Raw genomic sequence first — 25,859 nt, forward strand, 5'->3', positions numbered from 1 at the left:
GGCCGGGTGGCTCGCCGGGACGCTCCGTCCCGGTGGGCCGCCAGGTCGTGGCGGCCCGGACCGCTAGATCCGCGCCTCGTCGAGCCCCGCGAGAATCGCGTCCACCGTCTCCTCGACCGTCAGGTCGGAGCTGTCGAGCCAGAGCCCGATCCGCGGGGTCGTGGACCGCAGGCCCGTGTCCAGGTCCTCCACGGTCCACGCGCCGTAGCCCGTCTTGCCGCGCCCGGCCTCCCGCGCGGCGACCGCGTCCGGCCGCGGGGCCAGGACGACCACGTGCGCCGGCCGCGTCCGCAGCAGGTCCACGTACGTCTTCAGCTCCTCGCCCAGGATGACGTCCTGGACCACCGCGACGAAGCCCGCGGCCGCGTACGCGTCCGCCGTCGACGCCGACAGGCCGTAGCGGAGGCGGAGTTGGGCGTGGGCCTCGTCCGAGGCGCCGGGCTCGTACTCCTGGCCGCCCGACACGATCATCCGGCGGAAGACGTCGCCCTTCACGTGCGCCGCGCGCGGCAGGCGCTCGGCGAGGGCCTGCGCCACGGTGGACTTGCCCGAGGCCATGATCCCGGTGATGACGACGACCCCGCTCGGCGGCGCCACCGTCATGTCGCGACCGCCGCCTGCGGGCGGATCGGCAGGCGGTTCACCGGGCGCCCGGTGGCCGCCCGGACCGCCGACGCCACCGCCGCAGGGGTCGTCACGACCGGCACCGCGCTCGCCGCCTTCGCGCCGAAGGGGGCGACCACGTCGCGCTCCTCGACCAGCTTCACGATGCGGATGTCCGGGGTGTCCAGGGCGGTCGGAAGCGCGTACCCCGTCAGGTCGGGGTGGCGGACCAGGCCGCGGGGCGTACGGAGGTTCTCCGTGAGGGCGGCGCCGACCCCCTGGGTGACGCCCGCCTCGATGCGGACCTTCAGCTGGGACGGGTTCAGGATGCGGCCCACGTCCTGGGCGACCGCGAGCTCCACGACCCGGACCGAACCGATCTCCACGTCGACGTCCACCACCGCGCGGATCGCGCAGAACGCCATGCCCACGAACGCGTCGCCCTGGCCCGCCTCGTCGAGGGGCTCGGTGGGGTGGGGGCGGCACTGGGCCGTCGCCCAGAGCTCCTTGCCGTCCATCGCCTCCGTGACGGTGGTGCTCAGGACGCCGTCGTACGAGGTGATCTTGCCGTCGGTGATCTGGAGCAGCTCGGTGGACATCCCGAACTTGTGGGCCAGCGGCTGGAGAAGCTGGGTGCGGACCATCTTCGCCGCGCGCTCCACCGCGCCGCCCGACACCCAGGTGTGGCGGCCGTGGCAGCTGGGTCCCGCGGGCGGCTGGTCGGTGTCGACCGGGGCCACGCGGACGTCGTCGATGCCGAGGGTCTCCTGGACGATCTGGCGGGCGAGCGTGGAGAAGCCCTGGCCCGTCTCGACCGCCGCGCAGATGACTGTCGCGATCCCGTCGTGGACCTTCACCGTGGCGGTGGAGACCTCGTCCGTGCCCTCGGCGCCCAGGAGCTGGACCATGCCGAGGCCGTAGCCGACGCCACGGCGGACCGCGGCGGGTTCGCCCGCGCCCTCGGGGCCGCCGGGCAGCAGCCACTCGTCCTCGGGGGTGTCCTTGGGCAGCTCGGGCAGCGGGAAGTCCCTTACCGCACCGAGGAGTTCGGCGACCGGGGCGGGGCAGGTGACGGTCTGGCCGGTGGGCAGGATGTCGCCGGTGGCCATCGCGTTGCGCAGCCGCACCTCGGCCGGGTCGATGCCCAGCTTCTTGGCGATCTTGTCCATCTGGGCTTCGTAGGCCGCGCACACCTGCATGGCGCCCTCGCCCCGGACGTGCCCGGACGGCGGGTTGTTCGTGCGGACGGCCCAGCCCTCGATGAAGGCGTTCGGCACGACGTACGGCCCGCAGGCGAAGGAGACGGCCGCGGCGAGCGCGTCCGACGAGGTGTCCGCGTAGGCGCCCGCGTCGAGCAGGACCTGCGCCTCGACCTTCACCAACTTGCCCTCGGCGTCCGCGTGGTGGCGGTAGCGCAGGAGCGTCGGGTGGCGGTGGGCGTGGCCCAGGAAGGACTCCTCGCGGGTCGCCGTCAGCTTCACCGGGCAGCCGGTCGTCAGGGCGAGCAGGCCGAGCGGCAGATGGAAGCTGGCGTCCTCGCGGTCGGCGGTGGCACCGGGGACGCCGGTCACGACGACCTTCACGATGTCCGGGTCGATGCCGTAGCAGGACGCGGCCATGTCGCGGTCGGTGTGCGGGTCGGTGGAGGCGATGTACAGCTCCACTCCCCCGTCGGGACGCGGCACCGCGAGCCCCGCCTCGGCGCCGATCGGCGCCGGGTCCTGGCGCCCGATGCGGTACAGGCCCTCGACGACGAGCTCGCCCGCCGCCTCCGGGTCGCCGTGCCGCAGCGGGATGTGCCGGATCAAGTTGCCGTCGGGGTGCAGGGGTTCGGCCGCGAAGGCCTTCTCCGGGTCGGTGACGGGCTCCAGGACCTCGTACTCGACGAAGATGGCCGCGGCGGCCATCCGGGCCGTGTCGGGGTGGTCGGCGGCCACGGCGGCGATGGGCTCCCCGTGGTGGCGCACGACGTCGGAGGCGAAGAACGGGCGGTCGGCGGTCTTGCGGCCGTGCAGGGCCTCGCCGGGCACGTCCTCGTGCGTGACGACGGACCGCACGCCCGGCATCTCGCGCGCCTGGGAGGTGTCGATCGAGACGATGCGCGCGTGCGCGTGCGGCGAGCGCAGGACGGCCGCCCACAGCAGCCCCTCCGCCCACAGGTCGGACGCGTACGGGAACGTGCCCTCCGTCTTGGCGCGGGACTCGGCGGACGGCAGCGAGGAGCCGATGCCGTGCGGCAGCGGCTCGGGTCCCGGCCGGGGGTCCACTGCGGTCGCGGTGTTTCCGTTCCCCGCGGCTTCGTTGCTCACGCCTGGCCTCCGTCCTGGCCGTACGGTCCTTCGTGGGTTCCGCCCTGCGCCGCCGGGTTGACCCCTCCGGCGCCGGGGCCCGCCTGGTGCGGGATGCGTGCCTCGCCGTCGCCCTGGGCGGACGGCTCGGCGGCGGTGGCGGACGCCTCGCGCTCGGCGACGACCTCCTGCACCGCGTCGAGCACACCGCGGTAGCCGGAGCAGCGGCACAGGTTGCCGCACAGGGCGCGGCGGGTCTCCAGGTCGGTCGGGGCGGGGTTGCCCTCCAGGAGGTCGTGCAGGGTCATCGCCATGCCCGGCACGCAGAAGCCGCACTGGACCGCGCCGCAGGCCGCGAGGGCCCGCTGCACGTCGGAGGGCCTGCCGTCGACGGCGAGGCCCTCGACGGTGCGCACCTCGCTCCCGGCGGCGGTCGCGGCGGGCACCAGGCAGGAGGCGACCAGACGGCCGTCCACCTGGACGTTGCAGGCACCGCACTCGCCCTGCGAGCAGCCGTCCTTGGCGCCCGCGAGGCCGAGGCGCTCGCGCAGGACGTAGAGCAGGGACTCGCCGATCCAGGCGTCGGTGACGGGGCGGTCCACGCCGTTGACCCGCAGGACGTACGAGCAGAGGGGGTGTTCGTCGGAGAAGGCGGTGGCGGCGGTGAGTACGGGCTCGGGCTCGGCTTCGGGGCCTGGCTCGGTTCCGGGCTCGGCGCCGGGCTCTGCCTCGGGCTCCGGGTCGGCGGCGGCCTCGGGCTCGGCCTCGGCTTCGGTGCTCGCGTCCGCGGGGGCGGCCTCGACCTCGGGCTCGAACTCGGCCTCGAACTCGGCCTCGGTCCCGGCTTCGAACTCCGGCTCGGGGGCGGGCTGCGGCTCGGGCTCCGGTGCGGGCTCGGGCTCCGGATCCGGCTCTGCGGGGGCCTCGTGCGCTTCAGCCGCCTCGTGCGGGTCGCGCGGCTCGTGCGCCACCGCGGTCTCCGGCACCACGTGCATCTCGGGAGCGACGGGCGCCGCCGGGACGAAGGGCTCCGGGGGCACCACGGGCTCGTGGTGCTGCGGCTCGGCGTAGTGCTGCGCGTGCCCGTGCGGGTCGCCGTGCACGTGCGGGTCGGCGTACTCCTGGTGGGCCGGCTGCGACCACGGTGCGCCCGCGCCCGCGCCACCGGTCGCCCACGGCGCCGCCGCGCCGCCCGGCAGCGTCGCGGGCGGCGTGCCGCCCCACTGCGCGGCGAGCGAGGGCGCGGTGAACTCCCCCGATTCATCCGGAAGATCGCCGTTGGCCACGGGGATCGACCACTGCCCGGTGACGTCCGCCGGGGCGGGCGCGGTGGGCGCGTGGCCCTCCGCCTCGTGGAAGTTCCACTGCCCGGTGGCCCGGGGGTCGTACGCGTGCTCCTGCACGTCACGGCCGTCGCGGCCGGCATGACCGGAGTACTCGGAAAGCCCGGAATGCCCGGAGTGTTCAGGGCGCTCAGAGTGGTCGGCGTGCTCGGCGTGCTCAGGGTGCCCGAACTGACCGGAGTGACCGGGGGTCTGGACGTCGTGACCCGACGGCTCGGGCATGCCGCCCGCGTCGGGCCACCGCACGTCCTGGCCACCGGTGCCCGCACCCGTCACCTCGGGCGGCATGACCCAGACACCCGTGGCGGCCGGGTCCGTCGCGTCGGCCGTGGTGGGGGTGACCGTTATCTGCGGCGGCACATAGCCGTGGCCGGGCGCGGCGAGCGGAGAGTGGTCGAAGTCCAGGGCGCCTTCGGGGAGCTGCACGAAGGCCGTGGCGTCCGAGTCGTACTCGCCCTGCGGGTGCGGCTGCCAGCCGCCGTTCCCGTCGTGCCGGTCGTCAGTCACGACAGCGCCCTCCCCAGTGCTCGTCGGGCCAGCGCGGCGACGGTGCGCCGCAGATGCAGTACGGCGGGCGGCAGCGGCTGCGGTGAGCCGTCCTCCGCCGGAGGCTGGTCGGGGATGCACGCGGCGGCCACGTACTCACCGAAGGCGGTGAGGGCCTCGGGCACGATCGTGCGCCCGCCGTCCCAGTCGATCAGCGAGGCGACCCACTGCTCGGCCTCCAGGGGCCGCAGCGGCATCGGGGCGACGGCGCCGACCGCACAGCGCACCCCGCGCCGCGCGGGGTCCAGGACGAGCGCGACGGAGGCGAGGGCGCGGCCGGGCCCGGTGCGCCCGGTCGCCTTCAGGAAGACCTGCGGGGCGTGCAGGAGCGGCAGCCGTACGAAGCCGATGAGCTCGCCGGGGCGGAGCATGTCCATCCCCGCGAGCAGGTGCGAGACGGGGACCTCGCGGCGCGCGCCGCCGGGGCCCGCGATGACGAGGACGGCTTCGAGAGCGGCCAGGACGGGCAGGGTGTCGCCGGCCGGTCCCGCCGTGGCGATGTTGCCGCCCAGGGTGCCCGCGTTGCGGATCTGCGGGGGGCCCGCGGCGCGGGCCGCCGCGGCGAGCGCGGGGATCAGCGCGGCGAAGTCGGGCCGCCCGACCCGTGCGTGGGTGAGGCCGGCGCCGAGCAGCGCGTGGCCGTCCTGGTACTGCCAGCCGCGGATCTCGCTGATGCGGCCGAGGCCGACGAGCGCGGCGGGACGCAGGAGGCCCGCGTTGACGGAGGCCATCAGGTCGGTGCCGCCGGCCACGGGCACGGCGGCGGGCATCGCGGCGAGTGCCTCCACGGCCTCGTCCAGCGTCCCAGGCAGCTTCGCCGTCTGCGCGTGCTGCGCCGCCTGCGGTGCGTGCGTGCTCAAAACCGGCTGCCCCTTCCCGATGCCCGGCGGTCTCCGCGCCGTTCCCACCGTTACGCCTGTTCCGCCGTACGGTACGTGTTCACAGCCCGGACGTGGCAACTCTGGCACATCTTCCCCGGCCCCCGGCGCGGGGGTCCGCTAGGAGTCATTCGTCCGCAGACCTGGGGGATGTGCCGTTTTCACACTCCCTTGCCGGTCAGCGGGAATTGCCACTCTTCGGTGACCCTTGTACGGCTTTCGTCCGGCTGCCCACGCTCCCAGCGCGGGCAGCCCGACACGCGGACCACGGGGTGCGCCTCACACGTTCGGGGGCGCTCCGTCGATCGGGCGTCCGAGCACTCCCGGGCGCTTCTGCCACGGCAACGGGCCGCCGGGCGGCCGGTAGTCGACGCCGAGCGCGTCAAGTCGCGCGTAGTGCGCGGTCATTCGATGCTCGAAGTCCGCGAAGTCGCGTTCGGCGGACGCGGGCAGCCGGCTCCAGGCCACCTCGGCGAAGGCGGCCAGACGCGGGAACACCTGGTAGTCCACGCGTGCGTGGTACTCCATCACCTCGGTCCAGACGTTGGCCTGGGTGCCCAGGACGTGCCGGGCCTCCTCCTCGGTGAGCTGCGGCGGCAGCGGCTCGAAGCGGTAGACGTCCTCCAGGGTGCGGACGAAGCCGATGGGCGCGGGTTCGTCGGGGCCGTCGTGCTGCCGGTGGTCCAGATACACCTGCTGCTCGGGGCACATGACGACGTCGTGGCCGGCCTTGGCCGCCGCGATCCCGCCTCCGTAGCCGCGCCAGGAGGACACGGTGGCGCCGGGCGCGAGGCCGCCTTCCAGGATCTCGTCCCAGCCGATGAGCCGGCGCCCGCGCTCGGTCAGCCAGGTGTCGAAGTGCCGGATGAACCAGCTCTGGAGGCCGTCCTCGTCGCCGACCCCCAGCTCCTTGATGCGGGCCTGCGCGGCGGGCGACTCCTTCCACTGCGTCTTGGGGCACTCGTCGCCGCCGACGTGGACGAAGGTGGACGGGAAGAGGTCGAGCACCTCCTCGAACACCCCCTCGTAGAAGCGGAGGGTGTGCTCGGTCGGGGCGAGGACGTTGGGGTTGACGCCCCAGGTGTCCCAGACGCCGAGCGAGGCGGTGTCGACGACGTCGGTGTTGCCGAGCTCCGGATAGGCGTGGATGGCGGCCTGCGAGTGCCCGGGGATGTCGATCTCGGGTACGACGGCGATGTGCCGCTCATGGGCGTACGCGACGATCTCGCGGATGTCGTCCTGCGTGTAGAAGCCGCCGTGCGGGGTGTCGTGCCACAGCTCGGACGCGCGGTGGCCCCACTTGGAGCGCGGGCGCCACGAACCGTCCTCCGTCAGCTTCGGGTGGCGCTTGATCTCGATGCGCCAGCCCTGGTCGTCGGTGAGGTGGAAGTGGAAGACGTTCAGCTTGTGGGCGGCGAGGAGGTCCAGATAGCGCAGGACGCCGTCCTTGGGCATGAAGTGCCGGGCCACGTCGAGCATCATGCCGCGCCAGCCGAAGCGGGGCTCGTCCTCGACGAGACACCCCGGCACGGCGTACCGCCCGGCCGCCCGCAGGGGCGCGCGCCGGAACGCCTCGGCCCCGACGAGCTGGCGCAGGGTCTGCGCCCCCCAGAAGACACCGGGGGCGGCGCCGCCGAGGATCTCGATGCCGCCCTCCCCCACGGTGAGCCGGTACGCCTCGGGGGCGAGGGAGTCGTCGACGCCCAGCGCGATGCCGCCCTCGCCGGGCGCCAGGGGCAGGCCGAGGGCGCCGCCGAGCGTGGCCCGCAGCCAGCGCTCGGTGGACTCGGTGCCGGGTCCGGCGCGCAGTGCGGTCGAGGAGTCGAGGACGAAGCCTTCGGAGTGCGGTGCCTCGGCGCGTGCGGGCGCCGGGATCAGTTGAGACAGCGGCCCGGAGGGCCGTCGAGCGGGGCGGTGGTGGGCGACGGGCGGGCGCTCAAAGGTCATGGGGCGAGGCTGCCACGCGATGGCATGACGCAAAAGGGGCGTTGCGGTGCACGCAACGCCCCGTCGCGAGGCAGGCGGTGAAGCGGCGTCGAGCGGCCCCGGAGGGGCTACTTCTTGCCGCCGTCCTTGCCGCCCTTGTCCTTGTCGCCACCGGCGCCCATGGACTCGTAGATCTCCTTGCACATGGGGCAGACGGGGTACTTCTTCGGGTCACGACCCGGCACCCACACCTTGCCGCAGAGCGCGACGACGGGCGTACCGTCGAGCGCGCTCGCCATGATCTTGTCCTTCTGGACATAGTGCGCGAAGCGCTCGTGGTCACCGTCACCGCTCGACACCTGCGGCGTCGGCTCGACGAGGGTCCCCGTACCTGCCCCGCGCTCGGGCTCGGGCTCAAGAGTGCTCATGGCATCCAAGGGTACCTACGCCCGGCGCGTCCGGTCATCGCCCGCACCCGGGAAGCGCCCCCGGGTCGACCCGCGTCCCCGTCACTCCACCCATCGCAGCGACTGGGCGATGGCCTCGCACAGCTCGCCCATGGGCCCTTCCGTGCCGCTCAGGGGCAGCGAGAAGGCCAGGATCAGATAGCCCGCGCCGCCCGGCATCCGGACGTGGAAGTCCAGTGTCGTGTCCGTCACCGCGCGGACGGTCTCGCCCGCCGGCAGCTCACCCGTCCCGACCCGGGACGCCTCGCCCCTGCGCCGCGCCAGGGTCCGCGCCAAATCCCCGACGTCCGGGGCGAGTCCCGGCGGTGTGGGCAGCAGGGAGACCATGAGCGACGCGGGGTAGGCCGTGCCGCCGGGCTCCTCGGTCTTGAGGTAGAACTCCAAGGCGCCGTCCGATGCGCCGCGTTCGGCGATATTGCGCAGGGTCGTCCAGAGGGAGCGCCGTGTCTCGTCGGATGCGCTCCCGCCCGCGGCCTCGCGGTCCACGAACGTCTTGAGCTGCCCGCGCCAGCGCTCCTGCGTCAGGTCGACGCGGAACCAGTCGCGGGGGACGAGCATGCGGTAGTCCGACGGCGGCGCCACGGTGTCGCTCACGCGTCCGCGTCCCGGTCCGGAACGATCAGCGGCTCACCGTCCGCCTCGAACAGCCGGATGCTGCTCACGATGTTCCCGAACATCGTCGAGAACTGCTCCCAGCCGACCTGGGTGGGCGTGCCCAGCTCCATGACCAGCGTGGTGCCGTTCGGCAGCGGGACGTAGACGCGGATGAACCACGTCGGGATCCTGATGCCGTCCGGGGACTCGGTCAGCTCGCCGGTGACCTTGTCGACGCGCGTGCCGACGCAGGACACCGCGGGGCCGCACGGCAGCAGGAGCTCCGTGACCTCGCCCGCGTCGTCGCGGCGCAGGCTGGACGCGATGGCCGCGAGGGGGTCCGCGTCCTCGTCCTCGGGGCTGTCGACCAGGGCCGCGTAGACCGTGGCGCTGCACGGGTCCTCGCCGACCGCGCCGACGGCTATCGCCGCGAACTCGGCGCCGGCCTCCAGGAGGTCGTCGATGCCCAGCGCACAGATGACCGCGAGCTTGAGGATGTCCTCGTCCCCGGCGCCGGGCAGCGCCTTCGCCGCGAGTTCCTCCAGGAGGCGCGCCCCTTCGTCCTCGTCCTCCTCGTGCAGGGGCAGGTCGTGGAAGATCTCCGGCATGACCCAGCGGACGTGGATGCCGTCGGAGTCGATGCGGGCACCGGCACCGCCGTCGGGCCCGCCGTGCTGCGCCGGGATCGCCGGGGCCGTCGCCTCGAACCGCAACGGCTCGTAGGAGGGGGCCGCCGGGGAGGTCGTGGCTGCTGGGGAGGTCGTGGTCACGTGGCGCCGTTGCTTTCCGGGAGCGGTGGACTGGGGAGTTCGGGGGCCTCGGGGAAGAACTTCCGCGAGGTCGCGTACATGCCGTAGTAGGGGTAGAGGGCGGGGATGTCGGCGCCGCCCCGCCGGGCGATGCCGACGATCTTGCGGTAGAGCCGGACCCTGCACCGCATGTTGCGCAGGGCCGGATCGGCCACGTCGGGCCCCCGCAGCCGGTGGGCCACCAGGAGCGACGCCAGGAGGAGCAGGGCGTCCACGCAGAAGAAGGTGATCTGGAACGCCCTGGGTCTCTGTGCCGCGACGAGATCCCAGAACGGCCAGGCACCGACCCCGAAGACGAGGATCGGCACGGCGAGGAAGCAGCCGACGAGACCGCCCTTCTCCGTGTCCCGGCGCCGCTGGTGCAGCAGCCGGTGCACGGCCCGGTCGTCGAGGAAGTCGAACCGCACCGCGCGCCCGTACGCCTCGGCGGCCTCCCGCGCCGCGGGCACGGCGGCGACGACCGACGACGGGACGAGGCGGTGCTCGGTCCCGGTGTCGTCGACGAACGTGTCGCGCCCCGGGGCGTGGTGGTCGCTCATCCGCCCCTCTCCTTACCCGGCCGGGGCCAGCGAGGAGTGGAACGGCGTGGAGGAGGGCGTCGGGCTCGGGCCCGGCCGGGGGGACGGGGTCGGCGTGGGCGTGGTGGGGGTCGACGGCGTGGTCGGCGGGGCGCTGGGCCTGGGGCCCGGACCCGGGTGCGGGGTGAGGGGATGCGGCGTGTCGGAGGGCTCGCCCATGGCCTCCTTCATCCGCATGATCGACTTCACGTAGAGGTTCCCCAGGGCCGCGCCCTTGATGTAGCGGGTGACGACCTCGGGGTTCCAGCCGCCGGCCGGCAGCTTGGGAGTGACGATTCCGCGCTTGGCGAGCATCTTGGCGGCGAAGCCCACGCCCTTGTTGATGTTCTTCACGGCGAAGCCGTTGGTGAACGCGCCCCAGACGCCCTTGCCCGCACCGGCCAGGCGCGCGCCCTTGGCGGCCGCGGTGAGCCCCTTCAGGGCGCCGAGCCCGGGGATGATGCCGAGCACGTCGATGCCGATGGCAAGGAGGTCCAGTTTCCCGCCGCGCGCGAAGACGTCGTACAGCCGCCCGGACAGGGCCGTGGCACTCATCGCGGCCCCGACGCCGACCAGGACGATCGCCAGCGTGCCGCCCGACAGGACGATCGCCGCCACCAGCGCCGCCACCGCCAGGACCGTCGCCGCGGCCGTGAACCAGTCCGCGTGGTCGGCGATCCAGTTCATGAAGCCGCCGGGGTCGCGCACCCCGTCGTGGTGGATGACGTTCTTGATCTTCTTGGCCGCCGCGCTGGCCGCGTCGTCGCGGATCTCGACCGCTTCCATGATCTTGCCGCGGTGCTGGGCCATGATCGTCGTCGCGTCGTCGCGCTTCTTCTGCTGCTTCGTCCGGTCGACGGAGTCCTCCTTGGAGGAGGGCACCGTCCCCTCGGTCTTGTCCAGCTCCTTCAGCGCGGCCTTCTGCTCCGTCTCCGCCTTGCGGAACTCCTCGAGGGCCTTGTCCGCCATGCGCTGCGCGCGGTGCAGTTCGCTGGCGTACTCCTTCGACTCGCCCTCCCTCACCTTGGTGCCCAAGGCGGTGGAGGCCTCGTCGTAGCGGTCGTACGCCTTCTTCAGGCGTCCCGCGGTGTCCCCGGCGACCTCGTGGAAGGCGCGCCCGGCGTCGCTGTCCCAGCTCTCGACCGAGGCGAGCGCCTTGATGTTCCGGGCCTGCTTGTCGATCTCCTCCGCCATGCCGCGCAGCTTCTTGCCGAGGCGCGCGACCGCGTACGGGTCGCCGGGCACGGGGTCGGAGTCGTAGAGAGGAGTCCAGTCGGTCGGCCGCCCGCTCACTTCTTGCCCTCCTTGCCGCTCTTCTTCGCGTCCCGCAGCGCGTTGGCGAGCTCGTGGTCGATCTCCTCGTACGCCTTGGCCGCGTCGGCCGTGATCTTGGCGAGGTTCTCGATGTCCTTGTTCAGCTTCTTGCGCGTCTTCTTCCACGTGCTGGAGAAGTCGTCGAAGATCTCGCGCAGCTTGTCGCTGCCCAAGTCCTTCTCGTAGCCGTCCGAGGGGTCGCCGTTCTCCTTGAACTCGCGGTGGATGCGGTAGAGCGACTCCGAGCAGTCCTTGATCAGGTCGAGGTCGTATCTGGTCCTGTCCGACACGGCTCAGACCTCCCGCGCGGACGAAGCCGCCACGCGGGCGGGCAACTTGGGCGGATAGCGGCGCTTCACGGTCAACCCCCGGATGCAAGACGTCACGTACGCGTCAGGACGGTAACCGTGTGACTCGTGGTTGCGCCACTGCGATCCATCTTGCGGCGGCGGAGCGTCAGTTGAGCGACGGATCGTCCGGATATGTCGCCACCATCGCCAGCTCGCTGCGCTGCCTGCGGAGCACCGCGCGCCACAGTCGCTCGGGGGCGGGCGAGGAGACGTCGCCGGGCTCGGACTCCACCACGTACCAAGCGCCCTCGACGAGCTCGTCCTCCAGCTGGCCCGGGCCCCAGCCCGCGTAACCGGCGAAGATCCGCAGCGAACCGAGCGCGGGGGCCAGAAGTTCGGGCGGGGTGTCCAGGTCCACCAGGCCGATCGCCCCGTGCACGCGCCGCCAGCCGATGGGCTCCCCTCTGCCCGGGCGCGGCCGGGCGCCGGGGACGGGGGCCTCCTCCCCGGGGATCACCGCGACACCCAGCGCCGAGTCGAGGGAGACGGGGCCGCCCTGGAAGACGACGCCCGGCGCACCGGCCAGATCGCCCCAGCCCTCCAGGATGTCCGCGACGTCCACCGGAGTGGGGCGGTTGAGGACCACGCCGAGCGAGCCCTCCTCGTCGTGGTCGAGGAGCAGCACCACCGCGCGGTCGAAGTTCGGGTCCGCCAGGGCAGGCGTGGCCACGAGCAGCCGCCCTGTGAGCGAGGACACCTCCGTCATGAACGACATGATCCCGCATCTTTGCCCCGCGGGGGGAGGCAATGCCCGTACGGGAGTGAATGCAGCTCAGGGCGCACTGAAGCGGCTGGAGCGCACGGTTTCGCCGGTGACCCGGAGTGTCCGGTTCCGAACGTTTCGTGTTGTCACGAAGTCCTGACGTGTTTCGCACGCCCTTGGCCTTACGGAGAGGGGGTACACGCCCATTACGCTTGCCCTTTGGTCCACCCGTCCATCCAATCGGAACGCGAGATTCATGACCGTCACCGACGATGTACTGCTTGTCCACGGCGGAACCCCGCTGGAGGGCGAGATCCGTGTCCGCGGCGCGAAGAACCTCGTGCCCAAGGCCATGGTCGCCGCGCTGCTCGGCAGCGCTCCGAGCAGGCTGCGCAATGTCCCAGACATCCGCGACGTGCGCGTCGTACGCGGACTCCTGCAGCTGCATGGCGTGACGGTCCGCCCCGGTGAGGAGCCGGGCGAGCTGATCATGGACCCCTCGCACGTGGAGAGCGCCAACGTCGCGGACATCGACGCGCACGCGGGCTCCTCGCGGATCCCGATCCTCTTCTGCGGTCCGCTCCTGCACCGCCTGGGTCACGCCTTCATCCCCGGCCTCGGTGGCTGCGACATCGGCGGCCGTCCGATCGACTTCCACTTCGAGGTGCTCCGCCAGTTCGGCGCGACCATCGAGAAGCGCGAGGGCGGTCAGTACCTGGAGGCCCCGCAGCGGCTCCGCGGCACGAAGATCAAGCTGCCGTACCCCTCGGTCGGCGCCACCGAGCAGGTCCTGCTGACCGCCGTCCTGGCGGAAGGCGTGACGGAACTCTCGAACGCCGCCGTCGAGCCCGAGATCGAAGACCTCATCTGCGTCCTGCAGAAGATGGGCGCGATCATCGCGATGGACACCGACCGGACCATAAGGGTCACCGGTGTCGACAGCCTGGGCGGCTACAACCACCACGCCCTCTCGGACCGCCTGGAGGCCGCCTCCTGGGCTTCGGCCGCCCTGGCGACCGAAGGCAACATCTACGTGCGCGGCGCCCAGCAGCGCTCGATGATGACGTTCCTGAACACCTACCGGAAGGTGGGCGGTGCCTTCGAGATCGACGACGAGGGCATCCGCTTCTGGCACCCGGGCGGCTCGCTCAACGCGATCGCCCTGGAGACGGACGTGCACCCCGGCTTCCAGACGGACTGGCAGCAGCCGCTCGTCGTCGCCCTGACGCAGGCGGCGGGCCTCTCCATCGTCCACGAGACGGTCTACGAGTCCCGTCTGGGATTCACCTCCGCGCTCAACCAGATGGGCGCACACATCCAGCTCTACCGCGAGTGCCTGGGCGGCTCCGACTGCCGCTTCGGGCAGCGGAACTTCCTCCACTCGGCGGTCGTGAGCGGCCCCACGAAGCTCCAGGGCGCCGATCTGGTCATTCCCGACCTGCGCGGCGGCTTCTCGTACCTGATCGCCGCTCTGGCGGCTCAGGGCACCTCCCGCGTCCACGGCATCGACCTGATCAACCGTGGCTACGAGAACTTCATGGACAAGCTCGTGGAGCTCGGCGCGAAGGTGGAGCTGCCGGGGCGGGCCACGCTCGGCTGACGTTTCACCAGGGCACAACAGAAGGGGCGGTCACCCGGTGGGTGACCGCCCCTTCTGTCTGCTGCTCGGGGCTACTTGCCCTTGGCCGCTTCCTTGAGCTTGGAGCCCGCCGAAACCTTGACGCTGTAGCCGGCCGGGATGTTGATCGGCTCGCCGGTCTGCGGGTTCCGGGCGGTGCGAGCGGCACGGTGGGTGCGCTCGAAGGTCAGGAAGCCGGGGATGGTGACCTTCTCGTCGCCCTTGGCAACGATCTCGCCGACGGTCTCGGCGAACGCGGCCAGCACGGCGTCGGCGTCCTTGCGGGTCACCTCGGCGCGGTCGGCCAGCGCGGCCACCAGCTCACTGCGGTTCATGTTTGTACTCCCGTGTTCTTCTTGCCGTTGAGGCGTGCCACGCGGCGGAGCCGCATGATGGGCACAGCGAAGCCGATGCTGCCAGGGTCCTCGGTCAGGCCCCGGACCCGGGTCCGTGTTCCGGACCCTCGCGCCCAGAAAGGCATCCTGCCCCCACCTGCGGCGGGAAAGCCAATCCGGGCCCCTTGGGGTCACACGAAAAGCTTCACCGCCCCTGGGAAGGTGGCAGTCGGGGGCGCGCTTCCACGCCACCCTAGAGGGCCTTTACGGGCCCTGCGTTCCGCGACGCGCCGTACTACTGGGCCGTGGCGCCCGTCACAGCCACCCCGGCGGCCTTCGCCGCGCTGCGCACCGCATCGGCGACCGCGCCCGCGACCTTGTCGTTGAAGACGCTGGGGATGATGTAGTTCGGGTTGAGCTCGTCCTCGGCGACGACGTCCGCGAGGGCGCCGGCCGCCGCCAGCATCATCTCCGTGTTGACCGTGCGCGACTGGGCGTCGAGCAGGCCGCGGAAGACGCCGGGGAAGACCAGGACGTTGTTGATCTGGTTCGGGAAGTCCGAGCGGCCCGTGGCCACGACCGCCGCCGTCTGACGGGCGATCGCGGGGTCGACCTCGGGGTCCGGGTTCGCGAGCGCGAACACGATGGCGCCTTCGGCCATGGCCGCGACGTCGTCGGCGTTCAGCACGTTCGGAGCCGAGACGCCGATGAAGACGTCGGCGCCGACGACCGCTTCCTTGAGGGTGCCGCGGGCGCCCTCGGGGTTGGTGTTGTCGGCGATCCAGCGCAGCGGCGAGTCCGGCGCGGCGTCCACGAGGTCCTCGCGGTCGGCGTGCACGACGCCGTGGATGTCGGCCACGACGGCGTGCTTGACGCCCGCCGCGATGAGCAGCTTCAGGATGGCCGTACCGGCCGCGCCCGCACCGGACATGACGACCCGTACGTCCCCGACTCCCTTGCCCACCACGCGAAGTGCGTTGGTCAGCGCGGCCAGCACGACGATGGCGGTGCCGTGCTGGTCGTCGTGGAAGACGGGGATGTCCAGGGCCTCGCGCAGGCGGGCCTCGATCTCGAAGCAGCGCGGCGCCGAGATGTCCTCGAGGTTGATGCCGGCGAAGCCGGGGGCGATCGCCTTCACGATCTCGACGATCGCGTCCGTGTCCTGGGTGTCCAGGCACAGCGGCCAGGCGTCGATGCCGGCGAAGCGCTTGAAGAGGGCCGCCTTGCCCTCCATGACGGGCAGCGCGGCCTTCGGGCCGATGTTGCCGAGCCCGAGAACGGCCGAACCGTCCGTTACGACCGCAACGGAGTTGCGCTTGATGGTGAGGCGGCGCGCGTCCTCGGGGTTCTCGGCGATCGCCATGCACACGCGGGCCACGCCCGGGGTGTAGATCATGGAGAGGTCGTCGCGGTTCCTGATGGGGTGCTTGGACGCCATCTCGATCTTGCCGCCGAGGTGCATCAGGAACGTACGGTCGGAGACCTTGCCGACGGTGACGCCCTCGATGGTGCGCAGCTGCGCGACGATCTCGTCGCCGTGCGTCGTGGAGGTCGCCGCGATCGTGACGTCGATCCTCAGCGCCTCATGGCCGGACGCCGTGACGTCGAGGCCGGTCACCGAGCCTCCGTGGGACTCGACGGCCGTGGTGATCTGGGAGACCGCGGTGCCGCTCGCGGGCACCTCCAACCGGACCGTGTTCGAGTAGGAGACGCTGGGCGCCGTTGCCATGGCCGACTTCCTCTGCTTTCACCGTGTTGCTCTTGCCGTCCGATCGTCGCACCTACCACTGAGTACGTGGTAGCCGCCTCGGATTGCGAACTTTTCGTTCACCAGCTTTTCGGAAACTAGTTTCCACCATACGAGAAGTTGAGGGAAGCCGGTAGGGGGAAACGGAAACCGGTGGTTGAAAACCGGAAGAGGCCCCCGTCACGTGGTGACGAGGGCCTCTCCCTGACGCTTATGACACCGACCCGCCATGCTCGCCTCGCGGCAAGTGGTCGCTCGTAGCGACGAAGGTTGGGCCCGGGGGCTTGGATCGGGCCGGTGCCACATCAACGGTAACAAACGATCCCCGCAAGGCAATTCCCGTCCCGCAAAGTCATTCGCGGAGCAGGTCGGCCGTCCGTCCCGCGGCCGGCCGGCCGTCAGTCCCGGAGCAGGTCGGGGACCCCGTCCCCGTCCGGGTCGTCGCGCTCGCCCGACAGGACCGTCAGCTGCTGGGTGGCCCTGGTCAGCGCCACGTACAGGACCCGCAGGCCCGCCGGGGACTCGTCCGCGATCTCCGCCGGCGAGACGACGACCGTCGCGTCGTACTCCAGGCCCTTGGCCTCCAGGCTGCCCAGTGCCACCACCCGGCCCCCCAGGCCGTCGAGCCAGCGGGCCGCCTGCTCGCGGCGGTTCATCGCCACGACGACGCCGACGGTGCCGTCCACCTGGTCGAGGAGACGCGCCGCCTCCTCGCGCACCGACGCGCCGAGGTCCTTGTCGCGCACGACGGCGAACCGGGGCTTCACCCCGGTGGACCGCACGGCGGACGGCGACTCGGAGCCCGGCATCGCGAGCGCGAGGACCTTGGCGGCGAGGTCGGCGATCTCGGCGGGGTTGCGGTAGTTGACGGTCAGGGTGAAACGGCGGCGCGGCCGGGTGCCCAGGGCCTCGTCGCGGGCGGCGGCCGCCTCGTCCGGGTCGGACCAGGACGACTGGGCGGGATCGCCCACGATCGTCCAGGTGGCGTGCCGGCCCCTGCGCCCGACCATGCGCCACTGCATGGGCGTCAGGTCCTGCGCCTCGTCGACGATGACGTGCGCGTACTCGGTGCGCTCGGCGGCGAGCCGCTCGGCGCGCTCGCGCTGGGACTCCTCGCGCTGCGGCATCAGCTCGTCCAGGCCGGTGAGCAGGTCCAGGGGGTCCAGGTCCTTCTTCTTGCGGGGCCTGGGCGGCGTGCCGAGGATCGACTGGAGCTCGTCGATGAGCGCCACGTCGTGCACGGACAGGGCGTCGCGCTTGAGCGACCGGGCGACCTTGCGGACCTCGCCCGGGTTCAGGACGCGGCGCGCCCAGCGGCCGAGACGCCGCTCGTCGCCCATCGCGGACAGGACCGCGCGCGGGGTCAGCTCGGGCCACCAGGCGTCGAGGAAGCGGATGAAGTCGTCCTCGGAGGTGATGTCCTCGTCGAAGGACGAGCGCAGCTCGGCGGCCAGCTCCGGGTCGCTGTGCCGCCCCGCGGAGCCCGACTGGGACCACAGGGCGTCCAGGAGGAGCTTGCGGGCGCGCGGGCGCAGCAGGTTGACGGGGGCCGTGCCGCTGAGGGCGTTGCGCCGGATGCGGCCAAGGGCGTCGGCCTCCAGCTCCAGGCGGCGCCCGAAAGCCACCACACGCAGCCGTGTGGGCGTCTCGACGGGGCCCTGGGGCGTCTCCTCGTCCTCCTCGTCGCCGAACGACAGCTGGCCCTCCCGCGAGGCCGCACGCCCACTGGGCGAACCGCTCTCCAGCGCGCCCCTGGCGGCCTTGCGCAGGACGTGCAGCATCCGCGAGGAGCCCTTGACCCGGGCCACCGCGGGAGAGTCGTAGACCGTGGCCTCCACCGCGCCCGCGGCGTCGTCGGCCAGCGCGCCCACCGCGCGGATCGCGACCTGCCCCTCCTCGCCGAGGGAGGGCAGCACGCCCTCGGTGTACGCCACGAGCAGCGGCGTCGGCGAGACGATGAGGATGCCGCCCGCGTACCGCCTGCGGTCCTGGTAGAGGAGGTAGGCCGCGCGGTGCAGGGCCACGGCGGTCTTGCCGGTGCCGGGGCCGCCCTCGACGTACGTCACGGAGGCGGCGGGGGCGCGGATCACCATGTCCTGCTCGGCCTGGATCGACGCCACGATGTCGCGCATGGTGTGGCTGCGGGCCTGGCCGAGCGCCGCCATGAGGGCGCCGTCGCCGATGACCGGCAGCTCCTCGCCGCGCAGGGTCGCCTTCAGCTCCGGGCGCATCAGGTCGTCCTCGACGCCCAGGACCTTGCGGCCCTTGGAGCGGATGACCCGGCGGCGCACGACACGGCCCGGGTCGACCGGGGTCGAGCGGTAGAACGGCGCGGCGGCCGGGGCCCGCCAGTCGATCACCAGCGGGGTGTAGTCCGCGTCCAGGACGCCGATGCGCCCGATGTGCAGGGTCTCGGCGATCTCGGCGGTGTTCTCCGCGCTGACGGCGTCCTCGGCTGGCTCGACCGACGTGTACGCGCCGTCCGGGCCCTTCTTGCCGTCCTTGCCGAGCAGCAGGTCGATCCTGCCGAAGAGGAAGTCCTCGAACTCGCTGTTGAGGCGGTTGAGATGCACTCCCGCGCGGAACACCTGCGCGTCCCGCTCGGCGAGCGCGCCGGGCGTGCCGACCTGGGAGCGCTTGGCCGCGTCGGTCATGAGGAACTCGGCCTCGTGGATCTTCTCCTCGAGACGCCGGTAGACCTGGTCGAGATGTTCTTGTTCGACGCTGATCTCACGGTCGCGTACGTCGGCCACCGAGGCCCCTTTCCGGACGTGCAGCTGCCCTATTGAGCAGCCGTCTACCGTACGCGAAAGGGGGCCCTCGTGTGCACTTCTCCTACGCGTCCACCTCCACCAGGCGGTCGCCGTCGAGGGTGGTCACCTCGAAGTGGTCGATATCGCTCCGGTTCATCGCGGCTCCCCCGTGGACGTACAGCGGGCTGCGCGCCCACTTGTTCGGGCTGTCCTCGATGCCGTACCCCCACTTCGGGACGGACCAGGTGGTCACCGTCTCCTTCTCGCCGTTCTTGCCGACGGCGACCAGGGAGCACTTGAGCGGGCCCTTCACGTTCTTCAGCTCCAGGACCGTGTGCGTGCCCCAGGCCTTCTTCTCCGTGCCGACCGTGGCGCTGACCTTGGTCTTCGGGTCCGTCGCCTTGATCTTGTCGTCCATGTGGTTGAAGAAGGCGTCCTCGGCGGGGCTCGTGGGGTGCGGCTCGCCCGCCACGTCCGTCGTACCGCCGTCGTCGCTCACCGCGAGCACCGTGAGCGGGCCGCCGATGATCAGGGCCGCCGCGGCGGCCACCAGGTACATGCCCCGCCTGCGCTTCTGCGCCCGCTTGACGGAGACCTCGTCCACCAGGCGGTCCGCGAGGCGCGGGCTCGGCCGGGCGGCGAGCTGCTCGCCGATCGCCGGTACGCCGTGCGGCCCTGGGAAGTCCGCGAGCGCCGCCAGCATCGGCTCCATGCCGGAGAACTCCTCCAGCTGGTGCGCGCAGAACTCGCAGCCCGCCAGATGCGCCTCGAACGCCGTGGCCTCCGCGTCGTCCAGGATGCCGAGGGCGTAGGCGCCGACGGTCTCGTGCACGTCGCCTGCTTCCGCATGGCCCCGCGCGTCATGTCCGTAGGACTCGTTCATGCCGTCACCCCCCGCTCCTCGAGCGCCAGCTTCATCGAGCGCAGCGCGTAGAAGACCCGCGAGCGCACCGTCCCACTCGGTATACCCAGAGTCTCGGCCGCCTCATTGACCGTACGCCCTTTGAAATAGGTCTCGACGAGAACCTCCCGGTGAGCGGGCGTCAGGTCGTCGAGCGCGTCCGAGAGAGTCATCAGCCACAGCGCCTTATCGATCTCGTCCTCCGCGGGGATGACCTCCAGCGGCGACGGATCGACCTCCTGCGGCCGGGCCTGCCGGCTGCGGTGGCCGTCGATGACGATGCGCCGGGCGACCGTCACCAGCCAGGGGCGTACCGAACCGGTCGCACGATTGAGCTGACCGGCGTTCTTCCAGGCACGGATGAGCGTTTCCTGTACGACATCTTCGGCGCGCTGCCGGTCGCCCGCCACAAGCCGGAGCACATAGGCCAGAAGTGGACCCGCGTGCTCTCGGTAGAGGGCGCGCATCAACTCCTCGTCGGGTCCGTTGCGTTGCGGGACCAGACGATGTCGGTGCGGGCGTTGCTGCGGGCGCTCATCGGCCACGGCGGAATCCTTGCGCACGTCTGCCTCCGGTGTCCGCTCTTCGTCTTGGCTGGCTCACCGGGGATGTACGTACACGGGAGCGGCTGTGTTCAGCCGCCTCGGCAAGAATTTCGATCAGGCCCGCGCGAGCGCCGCCCGCCGCCGGTGCCTGGCCACCCGCTCCCGGTTGCCGCACACCTCGCTGGAGCACCAGCGGCGGCGCCGCCCGCGGGAGGTGTCGAGGTACACGATGGGGCAGGTGTCGCCCTCGCACTGGCGCAGCAGGGCGCGGGCCGCGGGGTCGGTCAGGAGGTCCACGGCGTCGCGGGCGACCACGGCGAGCAGGGCCGCGCACCCGGGGTCGCCGTGCAGGGTGCGGACGAGACTGCCGTCGGGGTTGCGTACGGCGCGCGGCGCGGGCGGGGCCGCCGCCGCGAGGGCGTTGACCCTGGCCAGCGGGGCGTCCGCGGCCCGCCCTTCCAGTTCCGCGAGCACCAACTCCTGCACGTGTGACCGCAGTTCGCGGAAGGCCGCGAGCCAGACCCGGGTCGCGCCCGGCAGGGCCGCGCGATCCGGGATGAGGCCGGCGCCCGCGAGCCAGGCGCGCAGCCGGTCCACCGAGTCGAGCCGCTCCTCGGGGTGGTTCGTCGCCACGAGATCCAGACAGCTGCGCCCGGAGTCGAATCGCAGCTCGTACGTGGCCGGGTCCATGCCCAACGCCATGCGCCTGTCACCGCCTTGTGGGGGCACCGGTGAGTGCTCCCCCTACAGTGCCTCGCCAGGGGCGGGGGCGGAACCCCTGCCACCGGGAGCGGGTGAGACGCCCGCTTATGGCCGTGCGCCGCACGGCCATGGTCACCGGCCCGCGGGGACGCTTGACTCGGCCCCATGACAGACACACGAGGGACGGACGGCCGGGGCCGGGGCACCGCAGGGGTCGTACTGGGGGTGGCCACCGTCGCCATGGGCCTGATGGCCGGGGCCTTCTACGTTTTCGCCTGCGCGGTGATGCCCGCCCTCGCGCGCAGCGGTGACCGCGTCTACATCGAGGTCATGCAGAACATCAACGAGGTGATCCAGAACCCGGTCTTCTTCGCGGGCTTCCTGGGGGCGCTGCTCTGCACGGCCGTCTCGGCCTGGCAGCTGCGCGGCACGGGGCCGCACCGGTGGGTGGTCGCGGCGCTCGTCGTGTACGCCGTGGCGTTCGCGCTCACGTCGTTCGTGAACGTGCCCCTGAACGACGCCCTCATGGACGCGGGCGATCCGGGGACGATCGCCGATCCGGCCGCCGTACGCGACGAGTTCGAGGCCGCGTGGACGGCGTGGAACGTCGTCCGGGCCGTGCTCTGCACGCTCGCGACGGCCCTGCTCGTCCGGGCGCTCGTGCTGTTCGGCAGGGGCCGAGGGCCGGCTCAGTCGGCGTACTTGGAATCGGCCGCCGGGTCGAGCGCGAGCCGGTAGCCCCGCTTGACCACCGTCTGCACGAGCTTGGGTGCGCCAAGTGCCGTACGCAGCCTGGCCATCGCGGTCTCCACGGCGTGCTCGTCGCGTCCCGCGCCGGGCAGGGCGCGCAGCAGCTCGGCGCGCGAGACGACCCACCCGGGCCGCCGCGCGAGCGCCCGGAGCAGCGACATCCCGGCGGGCGGCACGGGCCGCAGCTCGTCGTCGACCAGGACGGCGTGGCCGCGGATCTCGACGCGGTGGCCCGCGACGGGCAACGTACGGGCGCGGGAGGGGAGTTCGTGGCACAGGACCTGGACGAGGGGGCCGAGCCGGAAGCGTTCGGGCTGCACCGTCTCGACGCCGACGGCCTGGAGCGGCAGCGCGGTGACCGGCCCCACGCAGGCGGACAGGACGTCGTGCCGGAGGGCGGCGAGGAGCTCGGCGGACATGCCGCGGTCCTCGGCGCGGGCCAGCAGGGAAGCGGCGGCGGGCGCGCTGGTGAACGTCAGCGCGTCCACGGCGTGCGCGACGGTGGCGTCCAGGAGCCGGTCGACGGGCGCGAGGTCCTCGGGCGGCATCCACCGGTAGACGGGCACGCCCACGACGTCCGCTCCCGCGGCCCGCAGCGACTCGACGAAGCCGGGCAGCGGTTCGCCGTGCAGCTGGAGCGCGATGCGCCTGCCGTCGACGCCCTCCGCGAGCAGCCGGTCGAGCACCTCGGCCATGGACTCGGAGGAGGGCGACCACTTCTCGGTGAGCCCGGCCGCGCGTATGGCGCCCTTCACCTTGGGCCCGCGGGCGAGCAGTTCGACGCCCCGCAGACAGCGCAGCAGCGCCTCCCCGAAGCCCCACCCGTCGGCCGCCTCGACCCAGCCGCGGAACCCGATGGCGGTGGTGGCCACCACGATGTCGGGCGCGTGGTCGATGAGCTCCTTGGTGGCGGAGAGCAGTTCGCTGTCGTCGGCGAGCGGGACGATGCGCAGGGCGGGAGCGTGCAGGACCGTCGCGCCGCGCCGCTGGAGCAGCGCACCGAGCTCGTCCGCGCGGCGGGCGGCGGTGACGCCGACGGTGAACCCGGCGAGCGGGGCCTTGTCCTGACCGGCCCTGGGGTCGTTCCGGTGACCGTCCTGGTGACCGGCCGGAGGGGTCGCGTGCATGGCAGCTGCTCTCGTCCCGCTAGTACTGCGCGATGGATGATCCGGGGTCGCACGAGCCTGCCAACGGCTCGTGACAACCTCGGATCACCACGATGTCGTACGTGTTACACCAGGCTACGACCACCCCTGCGTCAGACTTCCGCGTACGTGAGCTGGGGCTTCGTCTCCGCGTCCGGGGTCTGCCCGGAGATCGGGGCGGCCGCGGGGCGGCGAAGGTATACGGCCCAGGTGACGCAGAAGCAGGCGGCGTAGAAGACCAGAAAGGCCACGAAGGCACCGGTCCCCGACCCCACGGTCTGGAAGGACTGCCGGAAGGCGAGGTTGATCCCGAGCCCGCCGAGCGCGCCCACGGCGCCGATGAGCCCCATGGCGGCCCCGGAGAGCCGCCGCCCGTAGGCCGCGGCGGCCTCCCCGTGCAGCCCCCGCTGGAGGGCCTTGGCCTGGAAGATGCCGGGGATCATCTTGTACGTGGAGCCGTTCCCGAGCCCGGTCAGCACGAACAGCGCGATGAACGAGGCGACGAAGAGGGCGAGCGACTCCCGCATGGAGGCGATGACGACGACGGCGGTGGCCGCGCCCATCCCGACGAAGTTCCACAGCGTGATGCGGGCCCCGCCGAACCGGTCGGCGAGCCGCCCGCCCACGGGCCGGATCAGCGAGCCGAGCAGCGGCCCGATGAAGGTGACGGCGGCGGCCTGGAGCGGCGTGCGCCCGAACTGGGTCTGGAGGACGAGCCCGAAGGCGAAGCTGTAGCCGATGAAGGAGCCGAAGGTCCCGACGTACAGGAAGGCCATGATCCAGGTGTGCGGATCCCGTACGGCCTCCTTCGCGGCCCCGGTGTCGTTCTTCACGGTGGCGAGGTTGTCCATGAAGAGGGCGGCGCAGAGGGCGGAGACGAGGATGAGCGGGATGTAGATCCCGAGCAGCACGCGGGGCCCTCCCCCGGCCCCGATGACCGCGAGCCCGGCGAGCTGCACGACGGGCACGCCGATGTTGCCGCCCCCGGCATTGAGCCCGAGCGCCCATCCCTTCTTCCGCAGCGGGAAGAAGGAGTTGATGTTGGTCATGCTGGAGGCGAAGTTGCCGCCGCCGACGCCGGTGAGCAGGGCGCACAGCATGAAGGTGGTGTACGAGGTCCCGGGCTCCATGACGACGAAGGCCGCGACGGTCGGGGCGAGGAGCGCGCCGGCCGCGATGACCGTCCAGTTGCGCCCGCCGAAGCGGGCGACGGCGAAGGTGTAGGGGACGCGGGCGACGGCACCGACCAGGGTGGCCATCGACACGAGGAAGAACTTCCCGGCGGGGTCGATCCCGTACTCGGGCCCCATGAAGAGCACCATCACGGACCACAGGGTCCAGATGGAGAACCCGATGTGCTCCGAGAGGATCGAGAAGACCAGGTTCCGCCGGGCGACGCGCTCGCCCCCCTCCTCCTTCCAGAACGTCTCGTCCTCCGGGTCCCACCGCTGGATCCACATGACAGGCCTCATCTCCACGGCTAGCGGCTGATGGCCCGAAGGTAGGGAGACCGGGTTTCAACCCTGTGCCACGCGGTGACCACGGGGGAACGTTGCTCTCACGCGGGGGCGGGGACGATGGTGAGGGAGCCGTGCGGCTCAGGCCTGCTGGACCCACCGCGGGACGTCGGTACCACCGCACTTGTCCCTCGTCAGGGTCACTTCGCCGTCGGCCCGGGCGCCGTCGGCCGAGATGTCCGCTGTCATCGGCGGGCCGGGCGGCCCCGGCGCCGGGCAGGGCCAGCCACCTATCCGGAGATCATCCGCACCCCTGCGCTCGACAGCGCCTCGGCGATCTCTCCGGCATCGACCGTACGGATCTCGATCGACTCCCCGGAGCGCAGAAGCAGGTCGAGGGCCGGGTCCAGCCAGGACACCGCGGCCGGGAGAAAGGCCACACCGGCAAGGCCGGTGAAGGCGAGATCGAGCGCGGCGCCGTCCGCGCCCCGGAGGTGCAGAACACCCGCCCCCAGCGCCACGACACCATCACGCTGCGGGCCGCAGTCCCAGGATGCGGGCTCGTCGGCCGGGCGCTGCCCAGCGGGTTCGCCGAGCCCGTACCGGATGGGGTGCACGACGGTTCCAGGGCTGAAGGAGCCCGCCAGGGCAGTGGCGGTCCGTGCGAGTCGGGCCCGTTCCCGGCGCCGCGCGAGCACAGCCGTCGGAAGGCCGATCACCATCAGGGCCATGGCGAGCAGGCCGATCAGCACCAGGCCGAGCGCGTCCTTCGGCCGTGCGATCGCGAAGACCGCTGCGACGACGGCAAAAGGCAGACACAGAGCGACGTAGAGCAGCGCGGGACGAGTACCGGGCACCGGAACCTCTACCGCTCCGGACATCTGCCCCCGGAGCCGGTGTCGCCTGCGCTCCCGCCCCCGGATCACCGTCTCCCGCGCGGCCCAGCCATGGCGGGAGGCGTACTTCCTCACCGTGGCCCAGGAAAAGCATGCCGCCACCACGAGCCCAGGCACCATCACCAGATTGCTCGTGTCAGACGCATTGGCCAGCACGACGACGACCAAGAGGAACGCCAGAGCCAGGATCAGCGCCGCATTGAAGAAGCGGGAGTGCGGCGAACCCTGCGAGCCGTAGTCCGACGGAAACGCGGAGTCGTGCCCCCGGTCCACAGCGGCCCATTGACGCAGCAGCCGACTTCGCCGTACCCCTCTGGCGCGCAACGAACGCAGGACCAGCAGGGCAGGGAGCGCGAGGATCGCCAGAAGGAGGCATGCGACGGCCGTGGCCGCCAAGCCGGTGGCATCGCCGTCCTCGCTCGTCACGGAGTCGGCGGCCAGGACCGGAATCAGCACGGCCACGAGGGTCACCACCCCGGAGCACAACAGAAACGCGAGGGCGCGGCCGCGGGAGAGATCTTCGCGCACCAGCCCATCGAGGGCCTCTGACTGGGCCCGCAGGAGGGCGGCACGCTCCGGCCAGGAGTCAGCGGGCCGAGGTTCGTCGGGGAGCGGTGCCGCGCGAAGCAACG

23 protein-coding genes are annotated in these 25,859 nt (G+C 72.2%); 2 read left to right on the plus strand and 21 right to left on the minus strand.

The window, feature by feature from the left end:
• Positions 1-63 precede the first annotated feature (63 nt).
• The 12 genes from QBL25_RS17450 to QBL25_RS17505 all read right to left on the minus strand — a co-directional run bounded on the left by QBL25_RS17450 (position 64) and on the right by QBL25_RS17505 (position 12,390).
• Positions 64-603 carry an AAA family ATPase gene (locus QBL25_RS17450; RefSeq protein WP_409057956.1) on the minus strand — a complete coding sequence of 180 codons (540 nt, stop codon included), beginning with the start codon at positions 601-603 and terminating at the stop codon, positions 64-66.
• On the minus strand, positions 600-2,912 hold the full coding sequence (locus QBL25_RS17455; protein WP_409057957.1) for a xanthine dehydrogenase family protein molybdopterin-binding subunit: 2,313 nt from the start codon (positions 2,910-2,912) through the stop codon (positions 600-602). The genes QBL25_RS17450 and QBL25_RS17455 overlap by 4 nt, the downstream gene beginning before the upstream one ends.
• The gene (locus QBL25_RS17460; RefSeq protein ID WP_409057958.1) at positions 2,909-4,741 is read right to left on the minus strand and encodes a (2Fe-2S)-binding protein; all 1,833 of its coding nucleotides are present in this window, start codon (positions 4,739-4,741) and stop codon (positions 2,909-2,911) included. The genes QBL25_RS17455 and QBL25_RS17460 overlap by 4 nt, the downstream gene beginning before the upstream one ends.
• Positions 4,738-5,640 carry an FAD binding domain-containing protein gene (locus QBL25_RS17465; protein ID WP_409057959.1) on the minus strand — a complete coding sequence of 301 codons (903 nt, stop codon included), beginning with the start codon at positions 5,638-5,640 and terminating at the stop codon, positions 4,738-4,740. Before QBL25_RS17465 ends, QBL25_RS17460 begins: the two co-directional genes overlap by 4 nt.
• A gap of 297 nt (positions 5,641-5,937) precedes the next feature.
• The gene (locus QBL25_RS17470; protein WP_409057960.1) at positions 5,938-7,605 is read right to left on the minus strand and encodes a beta-N-acetylhexosaminidase; all 1,668 of its coding nucleotides are present in this window, start codon (positions 7,603-7,605) and stop codon (positions 5,938-5,940) included.
• Between the two features lie 107 nt (positions 7,606-7,712).
• On the minus strand, positions 7,713-8,012 hold the full coding sequence (locus QBL25_RS17475; RefSeq protein ID WP_409057961.1) for a DUF3039 domain-containing protein: 300 nt from the start codon (positions 8,010-8,012) through the stop codon (positions 7,713-7,715).
• An 81-nt stretch (positions 8,013-8,093) separates the two neighbouring features.
• Positions 8,094-8,645 carry a hypothetical protein gene (locus tag QBL25_RS17480; protein ID WP_409057962.1) on the minus strand — a complete coding sequence of 184 codons (552 nt, stop codon included), beginning with the start codon at positions 8,643-8,645 and terminating at the stop codon, positions 8,094-8,096.
• On the minus strand, positions 8,642-9,415 hold the full coding sequence (locus QBL25_RS17485; protein WP_409057963.1) for a hypothetical protein: 774 nt from the start codon (positions 9,413-9,415) through the stop codon (positions 8,642-8,644). The genes QBL25_RS17480 and QBL25_RS17485 overlap by 4 nt, the downstream gene beginning before the upstream one ends.
• Positions 9,412-9,993 (minus strand): hypothetical protein, encoded by a 582-nt coding sequence (locus QBL25_RS17490; RefSeq protein ID WP_409057964.1) that lies wholly within the window; start codon positions 9,991-9,993, stop codon positions 9,412-9,414. Before QBL25_RS17490 ends, QBL25_RS17485 begins: the two co-directional genes overlap by 4 nt.
• A gap of 12 nt (positions 9,994-10,005) precedes the next feature.
• Positions 10,006-11,304, minus strand: a complete 1,299-nt coding sequence (locus tag QBL25_RS17495; protein ID WP_409057965.1) for a putative T7SS-secreted protein — start codon at positions 11,302-11,304, stop codon at positions 10,006-10,008.
• Positions 11,301-11,615, minus strand: a complete 315-nt coding sequence (locus QBL25_RS17500; protein ID WP_409057966.1) for a hypothetical protein — start codon at positions 11,613-11,615, stop codon at positions 11,301-11,303. The genes QBL25_RS17495 and QBL25_RS17500 overlap by 4 nt, the downstream gene beginning before the upstream one ends.
• A 166-nt stretch (positions 11,616-11,781) precedes the next feature.
• Entirely contained in the window at positions 11,782-12,390 is a 609-nt protein-coding gene (locus QBL25_RS17505; protein WP_409057967.1) for a YqgE/AlgH family protein, read from the minus strand.
• 244 nt (positions 12,391-12,634) lie between these two features.
• Here QBL25_RS17505 and murA point away from each other — a divergent pair, with 244 nt between their 5' ends.
• Positions 12,635-13,978 (plus strand): UDP-N-acetylglucosamine 1-carboxyvinyltransferase, encoded by a 1,344-nt coding sequence (murA, locus tag QBL25_RS17510; protein WP_409057968.1) that lies wholly within the window; start codon positions 12,635-12,637, stop codon positions 13,976-13,978.
• Positions 13,979-14,049: 71 nt separating this feature from the next.
• Here murA and QBL25_RS17515 read toward each other — a convergent pair whose 3' ends face one another.
• The 6 genes from QBL25_RS17515 to QBL25_RS17540 form a co-directional block, all read right to left on the minus strand.
• Positions 14,050-14,331 (minus strand): HU family DNA-binding protein, encoded by a 282-nt coding sequence (locus tag QBL25_RS17515; RefSeq protein ID WP_016645140.1) that lies wholly within the window; start codon positions 14,329-14,331, stop codon positions 14,050-14,052.
• A gap of 295 nt (positions 14,332-14,626) precedes the next feature.
• Positions 14,627-16,060, minus strand: coding sequence for an NAD-dependent malic enzyme (locus tag QBL25_RS17520; RefSeq protein ID WP_409057969.1), 1,434 nt, complete (start codon positions 16,058-16,060; stop codon positions 14,627-14,629).
• A 416-nt stretch (positions 16,061-16,476) separates the two neighbouring features.
• A complete protein-coding gene (locus tag QBL25_RS17525; protein ID WP_409057970.1) occupies positions 16,477-18,831 on the minus strand; it encodes a HelD family protein in 2,355 nt (784 codons plus the stop codon).
• Between the two features lie 82 nt (positions 18,832-18,913).
• Positions 18,914-19,714 (minus strand): anti-sigma factor family protein, encoded by an 801-nt coding sequence (locus QBL25_RS17530; protein WP_409057971.1) that lies wholly within the window; start codon positions 19,712-19,714, stop codon positions 18,914-18,916.
• A complete protein-coding gene (locus QBL25_RS17535) occupies positions 19,711-20,295 on the minus strand; it encodes a sigma-70 family RNA polymerase sigma factor (protein ID WP_409057972.1) in 585 nt (194 codons plus the stop codon). Before QBL25_RS17535 ends, QBL25_RS17530 begins: the two co-directional genes overlap by 4 nt.
• Positions 20,296-20,391: 96 nt before the next feature.
• Complete coding sequence (locus QBL25_RS17540; RefSeq protein WP_409057973.1) at positions 20,392-20,979, minus strand: CGNR zinc finger domain-containing protein; 588 nt, start codon at positions 20,977-20,979, stop codon at positions 20,392-20,394.
• A gap of 165 nt (positions 20,980-21,144) precedes the next feature.
• Here QBL25_RS17540 and QBL25_RS17545 point away from each other — a divergent pair, with 165 nt between their 5' ends.
• The gene (locus tag QBL25_RS17545; protein ID WP_409057974.1) at positions 21,145-21,717 is read left to right on the plus strand and encodes a DUF1772 domain-containing protein; all 573 of its coding nucleotides are present in this window, start codon (positions 21,145-21,147) and stop codon (positions 21,715-21,717) included.
• On the opposite strand, the gene QBL25_RS17550 is transcribed toward QBL25_RS17545, so the two are convergent.
• The 3 genes from QBL25_RS17550 to QBL25_RS17560 all read right to left on the minus strand — a co-directional run bounded on the left by QBL25_RS17550 (position 21,669) and on the right by QBL25_RS17560 (position 25,755).
• Positions 21,669-22,856, minus strand: coding sequence for a uroporphyrinogen-III synthase (locus tag QBL25_RS17550; protein ID WP_409057975.1), 1,188 nt, complete (start codon positions 22,854-22,856; stop codon positions 21,669-21,671). The genes QBL25_RS17545 and QBL25_RS17550 overlap by 49 nt on opposite strands.
• 131 nt (positions 22,857-22,987) lie before the next feature.
• On the minus strand, positions 22,988-24,334 hold the full coding sequence (locus QBL25_RS17555) for a nitrate/nitrite transporter (protein ID WP_409057976.1): 1,347 nt from the start codon (positions 24,332-24,334) through the stop codon (positions 22,988-22,990).
• Positions 24,335-24,621: 287 nt separating this feature from the next.
• On the minus strand, positions 24,622-25,755 hold the full coding sequence (locus tag QBL25_RS17560) for a hypothetical protein (RefSeq protein ID WP_409057977.1): 1,134 nt from the start codon (positions 25,753-25,755) through the stop codon (positions 24,622-24,624).
• Positions 25,756-25,859: the final 104 nt, after the last annotated feature.

This window comes from Streptomyces sp. SYP-A7185 (assembly GCF_046103685.1).
Lineage (GTDB): Bacteria > Actinomycetota > Actinomycetes > Streptomycetales > Streptomycetaceae > Streptomyces.